At 25.7% G+C, this 21159-nt stretch carries 19 protein-coding genes; 9 read left to right on the top strand and 10 right to left on the bottom strand.

Going from position 1 to position 21159, the window contains the following annotated elements; all coding sequences use genetic code 11:
* Positions 1 to 428 precede the first annotated feature (428 nt).
* The 5 genes from typA (at position 429) to H8923_RS07445 (ending at position 8045) form a co-directional block, all read left to right on the top strand.
* Complete coding sequence (typA, locus tag H8923_RS07465) at positions 429 to 2252, top strand: translational GTPase TypA (RefSeq protein WP_153926143.1); 1824 nt, start codon at positions 429 to 431, stop codon at positions 2250 to 2252.
* 656 nt (positions 2253 to 2908) lie between these two features.
* Positions 2909 to 4390, top strand: coding sequence for a threonine synthase (gene thrC / locus H8923_RS07460; RefSeq protein ID WP_153926141.1), 1482 nt, complete (start codon positions 2909 to 2911; stop codon positions 4388 to 4390).
* A gap of 9 nt (positions 4391 to 4399) precedes the next feature.
* Positions 4400 to 5293 carry a homoserine kinase gene (thrB, locus tag H8923_RS07455; protein WP_153926139.1) on the top strand — a complete coding sequence of 298 codons (894 nt, stop codon included), beginning with the start codon at positions 4400 to 4402 and terminating at the stop codon, positions 5291 to 5293.
* Between the two features lie 415 nt (positions 5294 to 5708).
* A complete protein-coding gene (locus H8923_RS07450) occupies positions 5709 to 6644 on the top strand; it encodes a magnesium transporter CorA family protein (protein WP_153926137.1) in 936 nt (311 codons plus the stop codon).
* 387 nt (positions 6645 to 7031) lie between these two features.
* Entirely contained in the window at positions 7032 to 8045 is a 1014-nt protein-coding gene (locus H8923_RS07445; RefSeq protein ID WP_153926135.1) for a calcium/sodium antiporter, read from the top strand.
* 53 nt (positions 8046 to 8098) lie between these two features.
* Here the strand turns inward: H8923_RS07445 and H8923_RS07440 are convergent, their stop codons facing one another.
* The 5 genes from H8923_RS07440 to H8923_RS07420 form a co-directional block, all read right to left on the bottom strand.
* On the bottom strand, positions 8099 to 9961 hold the full coding sequence (locus H8923_RS07440) for an SEL1-like repeat protein (RefSeq protein WP_153926133.1): 1863 nt from the start codon (positions 9959 to 9961) through the stop codon (positions 8099 to 8101).
* 316 nt (positions 9962 to 10277) lie between these two features.
* Positions 10278 to 11006, bottom strand: coding sequence for a hypothetical protein (locus H8923_RS07435; protein ID WP_153926131.1), 729 nt, complete (start codon positions 11004 to 11006; stop codon positions 10278 to 10280).
* Positions 11007 to 11513: 507 nt separating this feature from the next.
* Positions 11514 to 12023 (bottom strand): HD domain-containing protein, encoded by a 510-nt coding sequence (locus H8923_RS07430; RefSeq protein ID WP_153926130.1) that lies wholly within the window; start codon positions 12021 to 12023, stop codon positions 11514 to 11516.
* A gap of 93 nt (positions 12024 to 12116) precedes the next feature.
* Positions 12117 to 13664 (bottom strand): murein biosynthesis integral membrane protein MurJ, encoded by a 1548-nt coding sequence (murJ, locus tag H8923_RS07425; RefSeq protein ID WP_153926128.1) that lies wholly within the window; start codon positions 13662 to 13664, stop codon positions 12117 to 12119.
* A gap of 5 nt (positions 13665 to 13669) precedes the next feature.
* Positions 13670 to 13864, bottom strand: a complete 195-nt coding sequence (locus H8923_RS07420) for a hypothetical protein (RefSeq protein WP_153926126.1) — start codon at positions 13862 to 13864, stop codon at positions 13670 to 13672.
* A gap of 313 nt (positions 13865 to 14177) precedes the next feature.
* On the opposite strand from H8923_RS07420, the gene H8923_RS07415 reads away from it, so the two are divergent.
* Together H8923_RS07415 and H8923_RS07410 are read left to right on the top strand one after the other, a co-directional pair.
* On the top strand, positions 14178 to 15005 hold the full coding sequence (locus H8923_RS07415) for a DegV family protein (protein ID WP_153926123.1): 828 nt from the start codon (positions 14178 to 14180) through the stop codon (positions 15003 to 15005).
* Between the two features lie 143 nt (positions 15006 to 15148).
* A complete protein-coding gene (locus H8923_RS07410; RefSeq protein ID WP_153926121.1) occupies positions 15149 to 15496 on the top strand; it encodes a cupin domain-containing protein in 348 nt (115 codons plus the stop codon).
* A 91-nt stretch (positions 15497 to 15587) separates the two neighbouring features.
* On the opposite strand, the gene H8923_RS07405 is transcribed toward H8923_RS07410, so the two are convergent.
* On the bottom strand, positions 15588 to 16298 hold the full coding sequence (locus H8923_RS07405; RefSeq protein ID WP_207707753.1) for a class I SAM-dependent methyltransferase: 711 nt from the start codon (positions 16296 to 16298) through the stop codon (positions 15588 to 15590).
* A 24-nt stretch (positions 16299 to 16322) separates the two neighbouring features.
* The gene (locus H8923_RS07400; RefSeq protein ID WP_153926117.1) at positions 16323 to 17435 is read right to left on the bottom strand and encodes an FtsW/RodA/SpoVE family cell cycle protein; all 1113 of its coding nucleotides are present in this window, start codon (positions 17433 to 17435) and stop codon (positions 16323 to 16325) included.
* 519 nt (positions 17436 to 17954) lie between these two features.
* On the opposite strand from H8923_RS07400, the gene H8923_RS17755 reads away from it, so the two are divergent.
* The gene (locus H8923_RS17755) at positions 17955 to 18296 is read left to right on the top strand and encodes a phage holin family protein (protein WP_153926115.1); all 342 of its coding nucleotides are present in this window, start codon (positions 17955 to 17957) and stop codon (positions 18294 to 18296) included.
* Between the two features lie 69 nt (positions 18297 to 18365).
* Here H8923_RS17755 and H8923_RS07390 read toward each other — a convergent pair whose 3' ends face one another.
* Positions 18366 to 18545: a hypothetical protein gene (locus tag H8923_RS07390; protein ID WP_153926114.1), complete on the bottom strand. Its 180-nt coding sequence runs from the start codon at positions 18543 to 18545 to the stop codon at positions 18366 to 18368.
* Positions 18546 to 18697: 152 nt separating this feature from the next.
* Positions 18698 to 18922 (bottom strand): hypothetical protein, encoded by a 225-nt coding sequence (locus tag H8923_RS07385; RefSeq protein ID WP_187127898.1) that lies wholly within the window; start codon positions 18920 to 18922, stop codon positions 18698 to 18700.
* Between the two features lie 148 nt (positions 18923 to 19070).
* Between H8923_RS07385 and H8923_RS07380 the strand changes: the two genes are divergently transcribed.
* Positions 19071 to 20186, top strand: coding sequence for a DUF3810 domain-containing protein (locus H8923_RS07380; RefSeq protein ID WP_153926110.1), 1116 nt, complete (start codon positions 19071 to 19073; stop codon positions 20184 to 20186).
* A gap of 56 nt (positions 20187 to 20242) precedes the next feature.
* On the opposite strand, the gene H8923_RS07375 is transcribed toward H8923_RS07380, so the two are convergent.
* The gene (locus H8923_RS07375; RefSeq protein WP_153926108.1) at positions 20243 to 21034 is read right to left on the bottom strand and encodes a hypothetical protein; all 792 of its coding nucleotides are present in this window, start codon (positions 21032 to 21034) and stop codon (positions 20243 to 20245) included.
* Positions 21035 to 21159: the final 125 nt, after the last annotated feature.

Here is a 21159-nt window from a genome sequence, read left to right as displayed (position 1 = left end):
ATAGCACTAAAATTTTTATTATATTGTATTTAAAGCCATGTTTCTTTCATAAATATTGTTACCCTTGCTGTATATAAAACACCATTTAAACTTATACTATCTCCACTATTAGGAATGTTTTTGTATAAATTTTATTTATTATGTTAATAAATATATGTTAGTAAATTATTAACATATAAATAATATCGTTTTTCAATTATAAAATTTAATTTTTAAAATAAAAGAAATAAATCTCTTTTAATTATATATTTGGTCATTGTAAAAATTTTTAGTAATTATGTTTAGTACGATACTCTTTATATATTTCAGACAATAATAAATAAAACAATAGGAAATATGAATAACATCCTCCTTATTTTAATTTACATTTTAAAAAGTGTATGTTATACTAAGAAAGTTATTTTCATATGAAAGGAAGGAAAAATAATATGTCATTAAAACATAAAATCATAAATATCGCAGTTATAGCCCACGTTGATGCTGGAAAATCAACATTAGTTGATGCTTTCTTATCTCAATCTGGGGTATTCAGAGAAAACGAAGTAGTAAAAGATTGTGTAATGGATAGTAATGACCTTGAAGCAGAAAGAGGTATAACAATATATTCTAAGAACTGTTCTATAAACTACAAAGATTACAAAATAAATATAGTAGATACACCAGGACATAGTGACTTCTCTTCTGAAGTTGAACGTGTTATAAAAACTGTTGATACAGTTATATTACTAGTAGATGCTAGTGAAGGGCCAATGCCTCAAACTAGATTCGTTTTACAAAAATCATTAGAAGCAGGACTTAGACCTATACTTTTCATCAATAAAATAGATAAGCAAGATCAAAGAGCTGAAGAAGTTGTTGATGAAGTATTCGACTTATTCGTTGACTTAAATGCTAATGATGAACAATGTGAGTTCCCAATAATATACGGTATAGCTAAGCAAGGTATAGCTAAAAAAGAATTAGATGATGAAAGTACTGACCTTTCTCCTTTATTTGAAACTATAACTGAGCATGTTGAAGCTTACCCAGACTTTGATAATGAGCCTTTACAACTTCAAGTATCAGCTCTTGCATACGATGATTACGTAGGTAGACTTGGTATAGGTAGAGTTTACAAAGGTACTGTTAAAAATGGTGAACAAGTTTCTATATGTAAAGCAGACGGAAGTGTTGCTAGAGGTAGAATAACTAAACTTACTGCTTATGAAGGATTAAACCAAATAGAAAAATCTGAAGCATATTCAGGTGATATAGTAGTTGTTGCTGGTATATCTGATATATCTATAGGTGAAACTATATGTAACTTAGATAATCCATTACCAATGGAAATGATACACATAGAAGAGCCAACTCTATCAATGAACTTCTTAGTAAATGATTCTCCATTCTGTGGTAAGAGTGGTAAGTTCGTTACTACAAGACATATAAAAGATAGATTAGATAAAGAGTTAGAAGTTAACGTTGGTCTTAAAGTTGAGCCAATGGATACTACTGATGGATACAGAGTATCTGGACGTGGAGAGCTTCACTTATCTATACTTCTTGAAAACATGAGACGTGAAGGTTACGAAATAGGTGTTTCTAAGCCAGAAGTTTTAATGCATAAAGAAGATGGAAAATTATTAGAACCAATGGAAAGAGTTATAGTTAACTGTCCAGAAGTTTACTCAGGAACTGTAATAAACAAATTAAACCTTAGAAAAGGTCTTATGGAATCTATGTCTATAGAAGGAGATTACGTTAAAATAGAATTTATCGCTCCTACTCGTGGATTATTAGGTTACAGAAGTGAATTTATAAATGATACTCGTGGTGAAGGTACTTTAGTTCGTTCATTCGAAAGATATGAAGAACATAAAGGTGAAATACCTGGAAGAAGTAATGGAGTTTTAATAGCTCAAGGACCAGGAACAACTATGGGATATGCACTTAATGCTTTAAGTGAAAGAGCTCAAATGTTCGTAGATCCAGGTGTTGATGTATACGAAGGTATGATAATAGGTATGAACTCAAGAAAAGACGATATGGTTGTTAACCCATGTAAAAACAAGAAGTTAACTAACGTTCGTGCTTCTGGTTCAGATGATGCTATAAAATTACAACCAGCTAGAATATTTACTCTTGAAGAAGCTTTAGAATTTATAGATGATGATGAGTTAGTTGAAATAACTCCTGATGCTATAAGATTAAGAAAAAGATTCTTAAACGAAAATGAGAGATTAAGATACAATAAATCTAGACAAAGTAAATAATATAATAAGATAATATTATCTTATTGTTAAAAGTACTGACTAAAAGCTTAATAATGCTTTGATTGTCAGTACTTTTTTATTAAAAAATAACAAAAAACAGCGAACTTATATTAGTCCACTGTTTATACACCTATCTAAGATAGTTAATATTATTATATTTTTAAGTTGACTATGTCACCTATTGAATAATGTCAATTATTTAATATCATCTAATAAATTATTTTCTGATACATATGATAAGAATGTAAGTCCATACATAACAATCACTAAGACTGCGCTAATTAGTAAAATCATCCTTTATTCCTCCTTTTGTTGTTATTATACCCAATCTATATGAATTAATTGTGAATTTCATTTGAAAATTTTATATAAATTAAATATTAAATTTCTTATTACTTTCTATTATATTCACATTATAATTCATTTTCTTATTTAATAATAGTTTTAATTTTGTAACTTTTTGGAAAAATATTATCATTTATATAATTATTCAAAATCATAAAATTTTATTTTTACTTCTTGCTTCCTTGACACAGTATTTTATTTCTTTTAATATCATATTAAATAATTAGATTTTCATATAATATTTAAGTAACTCTCTTCCATAATTTAGGTCGAGAGTTTTTTAGTATAATTTACATTTAGGGGGATGTAACATGTATTATTTAAGTACGAGAGGAAATAAAGAGAAAGTAACTGCTTCTCAAGCTATAATTAATGGTTTATCTGCTGATGGCGGGCTTTATGTACCATCTAAATTTCCTGATTTAAGAGAAGAAATAAAGAACTTATATACACTAGATTATTGCAATCTTGCATTTTATATACTTAATAAATTTTTAGTAGATTTTAGTGAAGATGAGTTAAAATCATGTATAAACATGGCTTATGATAATAAGTTTGACTCTACGGAAATAACGCCTTTAAAAAAAATTAATAATAACTATTTTTTAGAATTATATCATGGACCAACTTTAGCTTTTAAAGATATTGCTCTCACTCTTTTACCCCACCTTTTAAATACTTCAATTAAGAAAAATAATATAGATAAAAATATATTAATACTTACTGCTACTTCAGGGGATACAGGTAAGGCTGCTTTAGAAGGATTTAAAAATATTGATAGTATAAAAATAGCAGTCTTTTTTCCGGAATATGGAGTCAGTCCAATTCAAAAGTTGCAAATGAAAACTCAAGATGGAAGTAATGTTTTTGTGGCAGGAATTAAAGGTAATTTTGATGATGCTCAATCATCTGTAAAAGAAATTTTTTCTGATAATGATTACAATAAAATACTAAACAAAAAAGGCTTTATGTTATCTTCTGCTAATTCGATTAATATAGGTAGATTATTACCTCAAATAGTTTATTATTTTTACTCTTATTTTAACTTAGTTAATAATAAAGAAATTACTTTATTTGATAAAGTTAATTTTGTAGTTCCTACTGGAAATTTTGGTGATATTCTTGCTGGATACTATGCTAAAGAAATGGGATTACCAATTAATAAATTAATTTGTGCATCTAATGAAAACAATGTACTATATGATTTCTTTAAAACTGGTGAGTATAATATAAATCGAGATTTAAAACTTACAACTTCTCCATCTATGGATATATTAATTTCTAGTAACTTAGAACGTTTACTATTTGAAATATCTAATAGAGACTGTGATATTATTAATAAACTTATGTATGATTTAAATAACAAAGGGTATTATAAAATTTCTAATAATATGAAAGATAATCTAGATACTTTTATTGGGTACTATGCTACTGATGATAATGTAGCAGAAACTATTAATCATGTATTTAAAAAATACAATTATCTTATAGATACTCATACTGCTGTTGCTTATTATTGCTTAGAGAAATATAAAAACAAAACTCAAGATAGAAGTAAATCAATAATATTAAGTACAGCAAGTCCATATAAATTTTCAAAAGATGTGCTAGTATCCTTAGGATATATCTCTGATAATTTAGATGACTTTGAAATAATAAATAAGTTATCTTTAATAACTAACACTAATGTACCTAGTCCTATTAGCTCTCTTAAAAATAAAAGTATTTTTCATGAAAATTTATATGAATCTTTTGAACTAAAATCAGCACTAAAAAATTATTTAGGAATTTAGGTGATAATTATGTTAGAAATAATAGTGCCTGCAACAACAGCAAATATAGGACCAGGTTTTGATACTCTAGGATTAGCCTTGAATCTATATAATAAATTCTATATAACAGAAATTGAAAATGGTCTAGAAATTACTGGCTGTGATGATGATTATAAAAACGAAAATAACTTAATTTATACTTCCATGCAGTATTTTTATAATAAAGTAAAGCCTGATAAAATACCCACTGGTGTAAAGATTGATATATGTACTAACATACCTTTAGGCCGTGGTCTTGGCAGCAGCGCAACTTGTATAATTGCTGGTGTTATTGCTGCGAATATATTGTCAGATTCTAATTTAAGTAAAAAGGAAATACTTAATATAGCAACAGAAATAGAAGGTCACCCTGATAATATAGCCCCAGCTTTATTTGGTAATATGATAGTTTCACTTTATGAAAATAATGAAGTTTATTATAATGTTTTAGATATACCTGATGAACTTATTTTTTGTGCTATTATACCTGATTTTGAACTATCTACTTCATTAGCACGTAGCGTATTGCCTAGTGAAATACCTCATAAAGATGGAGTTTACAATATAAGTAGGGTATCTTTGCTTATATCATCTTTAATAAATAAAAATTTTGATCTTATAAAAATAGCTTGCCATGATAAGTTGCATCAAATTTATAGATCGCCTTTAATAGAAAATTATAATGATATAGTAAGTAAATTATATAATTTAGAAAGCATAGGAGTCTTTCTAAGCGGTTCAGGTCCTACTATTATGTCTATTGTACTAAATGATAATTATACCTTCTCTGATAGTATAAAATCATTTCTACTAACACTTAATAATACCTGGGAAATCAAAATACTTAAATGTGATAAGCAAGGCACAAAAGTAAATATAATATAAATAATAAAAAGGCTTCATTCTATTTTTAAATATAATGAGCCTTTTATATTTACGTCTTATTCTTTATGTTATGTAACTTTTTTAATTATATATATAAACTTCTTTCTCATCATAAAATACTTTATAACCTTGTAGTTTTTTATTTCTAACATTTATTTAATTACCTTTATATAAAAAATCTATTGAAAGTATTGTTTAAAAATGCTAAATTAAATAATGGAATAATAATTTTTCAGTAAAAAAACTAAATGGAGAGTGATGAAAAATGGACCATAGTCCCTGGCGGGCTGTTTATTCATCATGATATATTATGTAGATAGATACTAATTCATCTTTTATTTTATATAAATTAGTTATTTAATACATAATATTAAATGATGAGATTTATATAAAACTGAATAAAGGATGTGTTGCCATGATAAGATACTATAAAACTATTGACTCAAAATTAGAGAAACTTAATTCCTTTGAAAGTGGATGTTGGATAAATCTTGTTGAACCAAATCAAAGTGAAATTCATGAGATTTCTGAGTTATTAAATTTAGATGTTGATAGTATAAATGCGGCTCTTGATGAGGAAGAACGTTCAAGAATAGAAGTTGAAGATAATCATACTCTTATTCTTATAGATATACCAGTAGATGAAAGTGATGCTTCTGCATCTCATTATAGCACTATACCCTTAGGTATAATTATGCTTGATGATGCTATTCTTACAGTATGTACTGCTCAAACTAAAATCTTAAACGATTTTATAGTAGGTCATATAAAAGATTTTTATACTTTCATGAAAACTCGTTTTCTACTTCAAATTCTATATAAAAATGCAACTTATTATTTATTATACCTAAGAAGAATAAATAAAATGACTAGTATAATAGAACGTGAAATATATAACTCTATGCAAAATAAAGAGCTTATTCAATTACTAGAACTAGAAAAGTCTCTAGTATACTTTTCTACGTCTTTAAAAGCTATTGAACTTGTTCTAAATAAAATGGTTAGAACACCTAGCATTAAACGTTATGAAGAAGATGAGGACTTATTAGAAGATGTTATTGTAGAAAATAGACAGGCTCTTGAAATGGCTACAATATATGGAGACATACTTAGTAGAATTATGGATGCCTTCAGTGCTATCATTAGTAATAACCAAAATACTGTTATGCAATTTTTAACTGTAGTTACACTTATAATGGCTATACCTACTATTGTATCTGGATTTTTCGGTATGAATGTACCTGGCATACCGTTTGAAAATAATCCAAATGGATTTTGGATTACTATGCTTATTACTTGCATAATTTGTTTAATAATAACTTTCTTTATGTCAAGAAAGAAATTACTGTAATATTTAGCTAATTTTAAGCATACAAATTAAATATAACTAAAATTTCTAATTTTGTTGCAATTTGTTATTATATTTAATATAATAAAGTAAATAATAAATTTACCCTGAAGGGGAGTAGCTTACACTTTGTGGTAATCAATCGTCAGTTCGGTGCTATGCACTCGGTTGATTAACAAGTATTATAACTTGAAAGCAAGACCTTCAAAACAAATATATATGTATTTGTTTTGAAGGTCTTTTTTAATTATAAGTAAATTATAATTTATTTGGTTTGTAAATAAATTGCAATTTACTATCCGATGACCTTTAGTAACTGGTATGTATTTATGCCGTTGGCGACATGAGCAAAGCGAATTTTTATTATAAAAATATATTGGAGGTTTTATTATGAATATTATTATACTTTTACTGGGATTTGTATTATTAGTAAAAGGTGCAGATATCTTCGTTGAAGGTTCTTCTACTATCGCTAAAATACTAAAAATTCCCCCATTAATAATCGGTCTTACAATAGTTGCATTTGGAACAAGTGCTCCAGAAGCTGCTGTAAGTATTACAGCTGCACTCAATGGTCAAAATGGCATGGCAATGGGAAATGTTGTAGGTTCTAATATATTTAACTTGCTAATGGTTGTAGGTATATCAGGATTTATTAAAACTTTATATGTAGACAAAGCAATTATTTCTAAAGAATTTCCATTTTTACTATTATCATCCATACTCTTATTTGTACTGACTTTTGATGTTTCTTTACAAGGAACTGCAACTAATATATTAAGTCGCGGTGATGGTTTAGTTTTACTTATGTTTTTTGCAATATTTATGTATTCACTACTTAAGGCAGCTTTAAATTCCATGAATAATCCTTCACTTGAAGAGACTTCAATATCATTCGATAGTGTGTCTATAGATTATAATGATGATACATTAGTTAAAGAAAAGACTAATTCCAAAGTACTTATAAAAAATATTTTAGCTTCTATTATAGGAATCATACTTATTATATTAGGTGGAAATATGGTAGTATCAAGTGCTTCTACTATAGCATCTGACTTTGGTGTTAGTGACCAACTAATAGGTCTTACTATAGTATCTATTGGTACTTCACTTCCTGAATTTGTTACTTCTATAATAGCAGCAATAAAAGGTGAATCTTCTATAGCATTAGGAAATGTAATTGGTTCTAATATGTTTAACATTTTATTCGTGCTTGGAGCTTCTGCTACAATTTCTCCAATGTCTATAGATCCAATGCTATTTGTTGATGCTTTGTTTATGATAATAGTAACTCTTATAACATACTTATTTGCTATACAAAAAAGAGACATAAATAAAATAGAAAGTGCTGTACTTGTTATCCTATATATAGGATACATGGCTTACCTTCTAATATCAGCTTAATAATATTAAAAAGGTGTATGTTTAAACATACACCTTTTTAATATTATATTTATCTACTTTTCTATTATCATTTCTTTATTTATACCTTCAAATATATCTTCTATATTTTCACTTAAGTTTAATATATAATTTGGAACATACTCCTCTTCTTCTTCATCAGAAATTATCTTTTCTTCGCTAAATTCTGCAACCATTACTTCATCAACATCTAAATCTAATTTTGGTATTTTTTCTATTATTTCAGCACTGTCTAAATAATCTTCTTTTGATAGATTTTCATATGTTTCTAATGATTTCTTATAATAAAGCCCTGCTAGCATATACTCACACTTTTTATTACCAAATTTAACGCCTTCATTATAGTATTTCTCAGCTTCAGCATATGAATTTAGTTTAAAACTTAATTGCCCTAGATTAAATATAGATTCTACACATCCATTATTTCTTGCTTTTTCATACCAAAACTTAGCATTAACATAGTCATTGTAATATGTATGGTATATAACTCCTACCATATGCTGAGAGTATGTATTATTTTCATTTGCTGTAGTATCAAACATCTTTTTAGCATCTTCATAAAGCTTTTCTTCAAAATAAAGTCTTCCAAGATGAATCCTTGAATTTAAATGATTTTTTTCAACTGCTATGCTAAAATATTTTTTAGCTTCTTCTTTATTTCCTTGTTCTTCAAAGATACATCCTAATTTATATGCTGAAAATATATCATCATTCTCACAAGCTTTCTTATACCAAATAATTGCCTCTTCTACACGATCTATTTCCTCATAAATCTTACCTAATTTTACTTGACATGAAATTGAATCTGAATTTCTTAAATAGTATGATATAGCTCTTTCAATATCATTTGTCTTATAATATAGATCACCTATATTTTCAATAGCAACTTTACAACCATCAGCTATTGCTTCTTCAAAGTAGCTAATTGCTTTTGTATAATTCTCTTCTTCAAAATATAAACCTGCTAAGTTATTCTTTGCTTCTATTAGATGATCATTCGATGCCATTTCGTAGTAAATTTTTGCACTATCAATTTCATTTTCTCTATTATATAAATTAGCTAAGCTAAATTTAGCTAAAGTAAAGTTACCTTCTATTGCTTTTTCATAATACTCTATAGCATCATCTCTTTTATTTTCTTTATCGTATATTTTAGCTAATCTATATTGTGATTTAGTATCATCTTTGTCAGCACCCTTTTTGTAATATTTTTTAGCTTCATCATAATCTTTTTCTATTTCCATTATTAGTCCTAAATTATAACATCCTTTAATATGCGAAACTTTATATAATTGCTTATATAATGCTATTGACTCTTTTATATCTTCATTTTGACTTAATACAGCTAAATTATATTTACATTCATTATCTTGAAGAACTGAGCCTTTTTTATAATATTCTTTGGCTTCATCTACTCTGTTTAATAATGTATATAAAAGGGCTAGGTTAAAGCACGCAGTGCCTAAATTATTATCAGCAGCTTCCTTTAACCATTTTTCACTTCGTTGATAATCTTTTAAATAAAAATGAGCAACACCTAAATTATTTTGTGCTAGTAAATTTCCTAAAAGAGCTATCTTTTCATACCAATATAAAGCATACTCATACCCATCTATATCATAATACATATTTCCTAAATCAAAAGCTGCTTCTTCATAACCATTCTTATAAGACATCTTTAACCATTTCTCAGCTTCATGGTACTGCTTTCGTTTTTTATAAATATAACCTAAGGTATATTGAGACTTTACATGACCTTCCTCAGAAGCTTCTTTATATGCCTCTATTGCCTTATCTAACTTTCCTATTTTTTCATAAAAAGCTCCCTTAGTATACCCTAGCTTTGGATCGTTAGGTATATCTTTTATCTTTCCTATAGAAAACTTTGTATTTATCATAACTTACTCCCTACTATATCTTTTTAATAACCTTATTATATAATACATAACTAATTATTCTGTACTCTTTTACAAATTTGTAAGAATTTTGTAATAATCTGCCTAAAATTATTAATTACTTTTTAACTTTAAATATATTCTATGTAATATAATCTAAATATATTATCTTTAAAATACAAAATAAGAAATGCTCCAAAAATATTTTTGGAGCATTCCTGTAAAATCAAATATACTCAGGTGCTATCATATGTATTATTATATACTTTATTATTTTTAATATTATCTATTATTTAGATATTTTGGCCATTTTTTACTTTTATTCAGAAAATAAGAACTGCACTTGTTCATTAACATTATTTACATTTGACTTTGTTCCATTATATGTAACGTACTCTATATTAGATCCATCAGTAATATTTGTTTCAATATAATTGTCTACTTTATTGTACCTAATTGAATTTAAAATTAATTCTTGGCTATCATTTGTTTTTCTAAAGTTTAAAGTAACATAATCTCCAGCATATTCGTCTTTTAATATAACCTTTTTTATATCAACATCTTCAGTTATATCATATTGATATCCAAAAGTATCTACAACAGAATTAAAATCTTTAAAACTTTCGTACCCTATACTATATGCATATACTTTATATACCTTCTCAAATAAGTCTGTTGTAGATACATCTTTTTCTTCATTAGTTAATGCACCTATATAATTAATGACTTGTTCTTTTTTTTCACTATCAAGACTTGCGAATATTTTATTTTCTTCAATTTCACTTTTTAAGTCTTCTAATTTATTATTAGCATCATTTAATTCAGATTTAATCTTTTCATTAACTTTTTTAAGCTCATTATATTCTGATTTTTTAATACCACCTATTGGTACTAATATACCTACTATTAATCCAATTATTAATCCTATAGTTCCAACTGATAATAACATCTCAATTCTCTTTTTTATTACTCTATCTCTATTTACAACCTTCTTTTTATTTATAGGTTTCTTATTTGTTGTTTTTAAAGGTTTATTAGCCCTTTCCACTCCTAGTTGTCCTCCTACTTATATATTACTTCTTTATAATTATACTAAAAATAAACTATTTTTTGTGATATTTTCTGAAAAAAGTTGCTCTTTATCCTTATTTGATTATTTATTTAAAGGTAATATCACAAAATACTTTAATTTATTCACTAATTACTTTAGTTAACAATAGTTACAAATACACTTAATTGTTGGATTTTAATTTCTATATGTTATATAATACTCATATAGTAGTTTTAAGTATTGTGATAACTACTTAATTGATTGGAGGAAATTTTATGGATATTAACTTTATGGATATTAATTTATTGCTTAGATTATGTTTTTTAATTGTAGTTATAGGAATCACAGTAAAAGCGATAAAATTAGTATCAGGAATTGCATTTAAAATTGCTTCTGTCGTTTTAATTCTGCTACTTCTATATAAAATGTTGATATAGATAAAAAGAGTTTCCTTAAACCGAGGAAACTCTTTTTTATTCAAATCTAAACAAGTATATAAATAATTTAGTTTCTATCATCTATTTCTTGGAAAAATTTTATCATCTCATCTTCCATATTACTATGATGATTTTTCACAATATATAGAAGAAGTTCATCTTCTGTTAATTCTTTTAAAATCTCATAGCTATACTCACTATGATTATAATAGCATTGAATTTTAGCAGACTTTCTAAACTTTCTTAAATTACTTTTAGTTAATTTATTAAGAATTACAATTATTGACTTATCTATTACATTTATTTTTTTTCTAATTTTTCCTATATCATGAAGTAGAGCCGATTTAACTAATATATTTTTATTGATTCTAATATCATTATTATCAGTTAATTCATGATTAATTATATACTCTATTTCTCTTGCAATTCTAACACTGTGTTTTTGTTCCGATTTTAATAATTTTCTAAACAAATCAAATTCAATATCATTTAAAATACTCTTAACATACTTGTAATCTTCTTCACTCATAAAATCTGTTACATTAGTATAAAATTGCTTTACTCTTTTTGATATCATTTTTCTCTCCTGCTAATTTATCCTAAATAAAATTAAAATAGGCGTATCACAATATTTGTATCATATAAATATTTGAGATAGCCTATATAATATTTAACTTCTTTTTATTTTACTCTTCAAACTATTTAAAATCAAGTTTACTTCATCTACTTTTAGTACTATAATGCTTGTAGCATATACTATAGCTCCTACTCCAATTGCTACAGCTAAGGTTATAATTTCTTTCATAGTACCAGTACCTAATAAATATGATACTTTTCTATATATTATTGTTGTAATTACAGCCATTAGTAATGCAGATATTATTGCTTTAATAAAAACTAAAAGTATTGACTTTCCACCAAATGGACCAATTTTTATTCTCAAACTTGTAAATAGCATTGTTACAGTTACTAAGGCAGCTGTACTTGTAGCAAGTGCAAGTCCTGCTAATTGCATATTAGTAAACTTAACAAATAATATATTTAATGTTATATTTAAGCCCATAGCAATAGCTCCATTAATCATAGGTGTTCTAGTATCCTGTAATGAATAAAATACTTTACCTAATATATCTCTAAGTCCAAATCCTATCATTCCTATTGAATAAAATACAAGGGCTACTGAAGTCATATAAGTTGCTCTAGCATCAAATTCACCTCTTTGGAATAATATCTTAACTATTGGTGTTGATAGTATTATAGCTCCTACAGATATGGGTATAACTAATAAAATAACAATATTTATTGCTTTTACTATAGATTGATTAAATTTTACTTTGTTATTTTCTGTTGATAGTTTTGATAACATTGGATATACAACTGAAGATATCGACACTATAAACATTCCCATAACAAATTGATTTAGTTTATTAGCATAATTCAAAGCTGATATGCTTCCTTCAACTAAAGTAGATGCTATTGTTCTATCTACAATTGTATTTATTTGATTAACCGCTACTCCTATAAGTACAGGTGCAACAAGCCACAACATTTTCTTTAAATATTCATCTTTTAAATTTATATACGGTTTATATATAAATCCTTTTTTCATTGCAAAAGGAAGTTGAAATAAAAATTGCCCTAATAATCCTATTAGCGCACCCCATGGTAATATATATGGTGAAGTTTTAACACTTAAGAGTATTGATATTATTATACATGTATTATAAGGTACGGGCATAAGTCCTGGTATTATAAAATTTTCTTTTACTTGAAGATAAGCCATCATTATATAACTTATACCTAAAAAAGGTATACCAAGAATCATTGCTCTTGTAAAATATACTGCTTTTTCCATAGTTTCACCTTTAAAACCTAATGCAAATAATTTTACAACCTGTGGTGTGAATATTGCTCCTATTATAGAAATTACTATACATATAAGAACAACTACGTTAAAAATATTGTTTGTATATTTAATTGAGGCTTTTTCACCTTGGCTTGAGTTTACTTCACAGTAAAGTGGTATAAATGCTGTCCCTAGCGAAGTACCAATAGCTGTAAATATTACTGCTGGTATATTCATTGCAACTAAAAATGCATCACTAGTTGACGATGCTCCATATGCTGAGGCTAAAGTTAACTCTCTACCAAAACCTAAAATTTTCGCTATTAAAGTTGCTGCCATAAGACCTAAGGCAGCTTTTGCTACTTTTGACATCAATTCTATCTCCTATTCTTAGTATCTTTACTTGCTTTTTTTATTTGATTAGATTGCAAATGCATAATTAAATTTTGATTGGTATTATCCAATTCTTCTTGGTTGTTATATAAATCTCCTATAAATGCATTTCCAAGAATATCATATTCTAATTTTTCTATATTTTCATTTTTTAGTTTATTTTCATTTTTGTTTTTCATATGTCATATCTCCTTATTATTTTAAGTATTTACTAATATATAGAAATATAATCAAATATATCTCCTTTAGCATCATACTTTTAAATCTTATATATTTATTAATATTATTCATCATATTTACAATGCTTATTCTTTAAGGTATATGATTGATAATCATACCTTACTTTATCGTGAAATACCATTAAAATAGTAATTATTATAATATTTTATATTGCAATTATTTTGAGTGTCAAATTTTTTTATTTACTTAATAATATAACCATGTTAATATATACTAGTAAATATTAACACATACACTTACGGAGGTTTAGACATGATAAAAATAATATGCGATAGTATATCGGATTTGCCAATAGAGATAATAGAAAAATATGACATTGAAATAGTTCCATTAACAGTTATTTTTAATGGAAATGAATACTTAGATGGAGAAAATCTAACAAATAAAGAATTTTATAAAATGCTTAGAGAAACAAACTCAATGCCAAAAACATCTCAAGCTACTTATGCTCAATTTAAATCTATTTTTGAAAAATATGATGATAAAGAAATATTATATATAGCAGGTTCATCTTCTGCTTCAGGAACTTATCAAAGTTCTATAATTGCTAAAAATGATGGTCATGATAATGTAACTGTTTTTGATACTCAAAACCTTTCAATAGGAAGTGCTTTATTCGTTATAAAAGCTTGTGAAATGGTTGAATATGGTTATTCAATAAAAGAAATAATTACTAAGCTAGAACAACTAAAAAGCAGCGAAGAAGTAGTATTCTCTGTAGATAATTTAGAATACTTAAAAATGGGAGGTAGAATTTCTTCTACTAAAGCAATTTTAGGAAATTTATTATCAATAAAACCAATACTAGAAGTAAAAGATGGTCTAGTAGCTCAAAAATCTCAAGTTAGAGGGAAAAAGCAAATATATTCTACTTTGGTAAATTCATTAGTTAATAAATATGGAAATGACTTAAGTAACAGAACTATAATAATTGGTGCTGGTGACAATGAAGATGATTTTAATTTACTAAAAGAAGCATTACTAAAAGAAGCTACTGTTAAAGAATTGTACTTTGTTAACATAGGATGTGTTGTATGTTCTCATTCAGGGCCTGGAATAGTAGGTATATCCTGTATGTAATATAGTTATATATTATGTTAAAATTCAATTATTATAAAAATTGTTTGGATAACATTGTAAATCAATTACTCAATATTTCGGAATAGTTAATTCTTTAAATGGAAAATCTAATATAGATAAATATATTTAAAAGGAGATTAACTATGGAAGATATGCATAAGAACTTACTAGATGGAACTTTAGAACAATATAATGATGCTGCTGTTCCTAAAATACCAGTTTTTTCAGGTAACGATATGACTTCTGAGGTTTACTATTTTAAACCAAATCAAGTTTTAAAAATGCACAGACACCCAAACGGTGAACAAATTTTCGTATTTGTAAAAGGATCTGGAACTATGATAGTTGCTGATAAAGAGCATCATGTAAAAGAAGGTGCTATGATATTAGTAAAAGCTGGTGAATGGCACGAAATTACAAATGGAAATGAAAATATGGTTGCTGTACAAATAACTAAGGTAGGAGCAGGTGCAGAATTTAAAGATGCTTAATACTTATTTTCAATAATTATAATAATGACGATGGTTTATAGTACCATCGTCATTATTATATATTTATAGTTTAATTCTCTTAAGTTTAAACTTACTTATTATTTATTGCTTTTATTATTAAAAAATGAGGATTTTTTAAAAGATAATTATAATTATTTAAGTCTTTTTCTTTAAAACTTTCCTCTGGAGTTGGTTCAACTAAACATTCTAAGTTAAAGTATTTTGTAGTAGTATTTATTATTTCCTGTAAAGGTCTATGAAAAAATTGAACATCTACTACTACGCCACTCTTTTCCCATTTTTCTTTGTATAGCTTTGTTATAAAATAATTTTCATCTTCAAAATCTTTTATATCCATACAAGGATGATGAACTGAAAATAATAATACTCCATTAGGTTTTAATATTCTTTTAAATTCACTAAATGTCTTTTTTAAATCTTCTATATAATGTAATGTAAGTGAACTAACAATAATATCAAATTTGTTTTCTTTAAAAGGTAATTCATTATTTAAATCCAAGTTAAGTACATCCGCTTTATTACAAGTTCTTTCTTTTGTAATCTTAATCATTGTTTCACTGACATCTATAGCAGTAACTTTAGCTCCCATTGAAATAAACTTCTCTGTATACCATCCTCCAGCACATCCCGCATCAAGTATTTCTTTTTTGTATATAGATTTATCTAATAACTTAATCATAGCTGGTCTTTCATAGTCTGAATTAAAAGGGCTACTTTCTTCATATTCTTTTTTATATGAATTAGATAATTCATCATATGTCTTATCTATATTTTTAATCAATTTCATACCTCCTTAGTCAAGGTGTTAAAAGTTTATTTTTTTCTTCCTCATCCCTACATTAAGTACTAGTCCAACACTAGCCATAGACGATACAAGGGAACTTGCTCCATAACTAATAAAAGGTAGAGTAACCCCTGTAACAGGTATTAATGCCATTGTCATTCCTATATTTTGTATTATTTGATATGTAAACATACTTGTCACACCAGTTATAATTAATGTACCATAAAAATCTTTAGCTTTCTTTGCTAGGTATAACATTCTTAACAAAAATATTATAAATAATAGGATAATTCCCATCATACCTATAGCACCTAATTCTTCTCCTATAACTGCAAATATAAAATCACTATCAGATACCGGTAAAAATCCACTATGGTTTTGTGTTCCTTGGTAAATTCCTTTTCCTAGTAACCCTCCTGAACCTATTGCTATCATAGATTGCACAACTTGATAGTTACCTTCATAACTTAGGTCATCAGGATGAAGAAATGCTTCTATCCTTACTTTTTGATGAGGAGCCATACACAAATAAATTAATGGCAATAGAATTACTATGATTATTGATATATTTTTTATTATTTTAGTATTAAGCCCCGCTACAAATAACATTCCCATCATTATGCACCCAAATACTATTGTTCCACCTAAATCTGGCTGTATTAGCATAAGTACTAATATTGGCATTGCTTTTAACACTACAGGTACTATTTCTTTTATAGTATTTAGTTTTCCTCTATACTTTTCCACTATTTTAGCATAACTTATAATAAAAGTAAGTTTAACTAATTCTGAAGTCTGTAGATATAATGGTCCTATTTTTATCCAACGTCTTGCACCTTCTTGTACTTTCCCAAGTCCTGGTACCCATACCATCAAAAGTAATACTATACTTGCTAAATAAAAATATTTATAGTTTTTACCCATTTGGGAGTAATTTATTCTAAGAATAGATATTATTAAAATAATGCCTAGAACAAAAGCTAAGAGTTGTTTTTTTATTTCTTTATAATTTCCTGTACTATTTGCATGAGTTGCAGTTGTTAATATTAAAATTCCAAAAGCAAATATAAAAATCGTAGTTAATATCAATTTCCAGTCCAATTGTTTTATAAGTTTTAATTGAATTTTTTTCATACGTATCCTCTTTCATATATGTCTCAAAATAAGTACTGAAATTCAATTTAATTATTTCAGTACTTTAATTCTTATATTTTAACTTATAAATATGTAGAACTTATGGAAATAACTTATAAAAAAATAGACTATCGTGAGATAGTCTAAAAGTAGGGATATTTTAGTAATTTATTTTTTATGTTTTAAATAAATATTTATGTCGAATTCCAATGTCTTATTTATTATTATTTTGTCATTTCTTGCTGATTTAATATTAGTATATTTCATTTTTAGGTTGATGTCTATAATATAATTTTTTTTTTATATATAATTTATACTGTAAGTATTAATGCGATTACTTTAATACTTTATTCATATTGTTATAACTTTGAAAAGATCTTATTATCATAAATAAATCAATTTGATAAATATATTTTTTATACTAAAGATAGGTTTATAATTCCTGCTTTGTTTATATAATATAAAAGAAACTTATCAATTTTGGATAACAATTAATAGTTTTTGAAAGGAGTTTTGTATATGAAAAGATTTTCATTATTTATAGTTATAAATGCTATTTCTTTATTTATTGTATCTAATATAATGGATAGCATGTATATAGGTTCATTAAAGGCATTATTAATATTAACATTAATATTTGGCTTACTTAACACGTTTGTTAAACCTATTATACAGTTTTTTTCACTGCCTATTACTTTTTTAAGTTTAGGACTATTCTCTTTAGTAATTAATGGTATTGTTCTAAAACTTGCATTTTCCATTGTTAGTGATGTACATTTATACGGGCTTTTTAATGCTATAATTGCATCAATTCTTTTATCCATTGCTAATACAATTTTCTATAATATCTTTGATGAGTAAAATTATAATATCAATAAATTAGTTTATAAAAAATGGCTTCTATATAAATAAAAGCCATTTTTTATTTTATTATTTTTTATTATGATTTTCTTGATAGCAATTTTCTGAATACGCTTCTGGACTTTTCTTAAGTGTTGATGTCCATTGATTGTTTCTTTCATCTTTTTCTTTTAATTCAGCTTTACTCGTCCATGAAATATTTGAACCTGCCCATTGATTACTACATTCACATTTTTCTTTTTTATCCATTATGTCACTCCTTATATTTTTATAAAGTATTTTAATTTATTATTTGTAAATCATTTTTTAAAATACTTGAAAATAAATCTAACTAAAAAAGCATTGGCAATTACCAATGCTTTTAAATAATATGTACTTTTTATTTTCTAAAAATCTTTTTATTATTTTATACTTTTTAAATCAATATAAGCCTCAATTTGAGGAATATAAAGCATATTTTCTTTTAAATGTGTATTCCCAAACTCTTTAAGTTCCATACCTTCTTTATCTTTTGTTATTTTATATCTAATTACTTCACTGTCTTCGCTTATAGTGCAGTGAAAATACATACCTTCATACTGTTTAAATCTAAAATTAAAATTATCTCTAGTTAACTTTATGCTAATATCTTTCATATCTTACCTTCCTTTAAATATTGTTTTAATTATTATAACTCAATATTTTGTTAATATAAAGATTTAGTGTATAATATTATATTTATTTTAAGAATATTATCTTATAATATATTTATAAATAAACTTAGGAGATTCAATTATGAGAAAAAATAAAATAATAATTTTTATGCTTTTTCCTCTATCACTTTTACTGAATTTTTTAGCTTCAAAGTTTCCTTATTTTATTGAAACTTACTATACTCAAGGAATTAATAAGATTACAGTTCAATTATTAAGTAAAATTAGTAGTATATTCCCATTTTCTATTTACGAATTTGCTATATATTCAGTAATTATAATTTCAATATATTACATAATATACTCTTTATATTTACTTTTTAAAAATAAATATAAGTTTAAAATTCATATAGTAAACTCTATAATAAATATTTTATCTATATTTTCAATTACTTATTCTTTGTTTATAATTTTATGGGGATTGAATTATAATAAATTACCCTTAGAAACTATCTTAATAGATAAATATAATAAAGAAAATAATAAGTCTATTACAAAAGTAGAATATAATAATGAAGACTTAATAGAGCTTTACAAGTACTTGGTAGATAAAACTAATGAAACAAGAAAGTTAGTTTTAGAGGATAATAATAATATAATGAAACTAAACTCTGATTATAAAGACGTTATAAAAAGAGCCCATACAGGCTTTGATAACATTTCTAATATTATGCCAAACTTAGATGGGTACTATGGAAATGCTAAATACATACTTTCTTCAAGATTAATGTGTTATACAGGAATAACCGGAATTTATTTTCCATTTACTGGAGAAGCTAATATAAATAAAGCAACACCAGATTTTTCAATACCATCTACTACTTTACATGAAATGGCACATCAGCGTGGTTATGCAAGTGAGGATGAGGCGAATTTTATAGCTTATTTAGCATCAATTAATCATTCTGATGTAGATTTTATTTATTCTGGATATAGACTTGCTTTATCTCACACATCTAATGCTTTAAGAAATGTTGATTTTGAATCATATAAAGAATTATCACGTAATTTATCTGATGATGTAATTAATGATATAAAATCTAATAATAAATTTTGGTCAAAATATGAAGGTGAAATAAATGATTTATCTGATAGTTTTAATAACTCTTATCTAAAAGCAAATGGAGTTAAGGAAGGAACAGAAAGTTATGGTAAAATGGTTAATTTACTATTAACATACTATACTCTTAATAAATAGTTGTAATATAATAGGGATAGAAAATAAAATTTCCATCCCTATTATTAAATATTATTTCAATTGAAATTAAGTGAATTTATTTTCTTTTTTAGTAAATCAACTTCTCTATATAAATATTTTTCTTCTTCTTTTATTTCCTGTATCCTTTCTTTTATCTCACATCTATAAGATTCAATATATATTTTATCATCAATATTACAATCTATATTAAACGGGTATAGGTTTTCCATAGATTTTATTTCCTCATTTAATTGATGTATATTTTCAACTAATTCTTCTCTACTATATTTCTTCGTAGGAATATGCTCTTCGTTAAGTAAATTAGATAGTACTTTTAATAAATTTAAATTATTATATATGTAAGCTAGTTCAGTTTTTTCCCATAGTTTTTGTTTATTTGAATCAAGATGATTAAATGTTGGACTTATTCTTAAAATCATTTTTTTGTATAATTTTCTAATTTCATTCTTATAATTCTCATCTTTCTCATAATCAATTATATATTCTTTTGCTGTTTTAAGTAAATCATCAATAGCCATGATTTGATTTTTTAATGTAACTGTCTCTCTACGTATCAAATTATTTAAAATCTCTTCATTTAATCTTCTATCTAATTTTATACTAGATTTTATCATATTATTTTCTATCTTTAATTTCTTGACATTAATCTTTGACATTAATTCAATCTTCATTAAATCATAAGACATACATATATGTTTAGCATCTAAGTATATCTGTTTTTTAAGCATTAAATCATCTCTTTTAACAATAGTATCTAAATACTCATTTAGCAATTCTTTATCTTCGCAACCTTTGAAACTATCAATATTATTTGCAGATTCCCCCATCTAAATGCCTCCCAAAACATCTTTATAATATAAATACACCATCATTTTCTATTTTTCCTCTTTTCTAATACTTGTTATTTACAAAATATAAAAAACATAGTTTACATATTGTCCCAATTTTAAAT

The sequence above is a fragment of the Romboutsia faecis genome (assembly GCF_014323405.1).
GTDB classification, from domain to species: Bacteria; Bacillota; Clostridia; order Peptostreptococcales; family Peptostreptococcaceae; genus Romboutsia_E; species Romboutsia_E faecis.
This window is presented reverse-complemented; position numbering and strand designations above follow the sequence as displayed.

Bases quoted from the DNA above. Each gene is read 5' to 3' on its own strand.
- typA (WP_153926143.1), top strand. From the start codon at position 429: ATGTCATTAAAACATAAAATCATAAATATCGCAGTTATAGCCCACGTT.
- thrC (WP_153926141.1), top strand. From the start codon at position 2,909: ATGTATTATTTAAGTACGAGAGGAAATAAAGAGAAAGTAACTGCTTCT.
- thrB (WP_153926139.1), top strand. From the start codon at position 4,400: ATGTTAGAAATAATAGTGCCTGCAACAACAGCAAATATAGGACCAGGT.
- H8923_RS07450 (WP_153926137.1), top strand. From the start codon at position 5,709: ATGATAAGATACTATAAAACTATTGACTCAAAATTAGAGAAACTTAAT.
- H8923_RS07445 (WP_153926135.1), top strand. From the start codon at position 7,032: ATGAATATTATTATACTTTTACTGGGATTTGTATTATTAGTAAAAGGT.
- H8923_RS07440 (WP_153926133.1), bottom strand. From the start codon at position 9,961: ATGATAAATACAAAGTTTTCTATAGGAAAGATAAAAGATATACCTAAC.
- H8923_RS07430 (WP_153926130.1), bottom strand. From the start codon at position 12,023: ATGATATCAAAAAGAGTAAAGCAATTTTATACTAATGTAACAGATTTT.
- murJ (WP_153926128.1), bottom strand. From the start codon at position 13,664: ATGTCAAAAGTAGCAAAAGCTGCCTTAGGTCTTATGGCAGCAACTTTA.
- H8923_RS07420 (WP_153926126.1), bottom strand. From the start codon at position 13,864: ATGAAAAACAAAAATGAAAATAAACTAAAAAATGAAAATATAGAAAAA.
- H8923_RS07415 (WP_153926123.1), top strand. From the start codon at position 14,178: ATGATAAAAATAATATGCGATAGTATATCGGATTTGCCAATAGAGATA.
- H8923_RS07410 (WP_153926121.1), top strand. From the start codon at position 15,149: ATGGAAGATATGCATAAGAACTTACTAGATGGAACTTTAGAACAATAT.
- H8923_RS07400 (WP_153926117.1), bottom strand. From the start codon at position 17,435: ATGAAAAAAATTCAATTAAAACTTATAAAACAATTGGACTGGAAATTG.
- H8923_RS17755 (WP_153926115.1), top strand. From the start codon at position 17,955: ATGAAAAGATTTTCATTATTTATAGTTATAAATGCTATTTCTTTATTT.
- H8923_RS07390 (WP_153926114.1), bottom strand. From the start codon at position 18,545: ATGGATAAAAAAGAAAAATGTGAATGTAGTAATCAATGGGCAGGTTCA.
- H8923_RS07380 (WP_153926110.1), top strand. From the start codon at position 19,071: ATGAGAAAAAATAAAATAATAATTTTTATGCTTTTTCCTCTATCACTT.
- H8923_RS07375 (WP_153926108.1), bottom strand. From the start codon at position 21,034: ATGGGGGAATCTGCAAATAATATTGATAGTTTCAAAGGTTGCGAAGAT.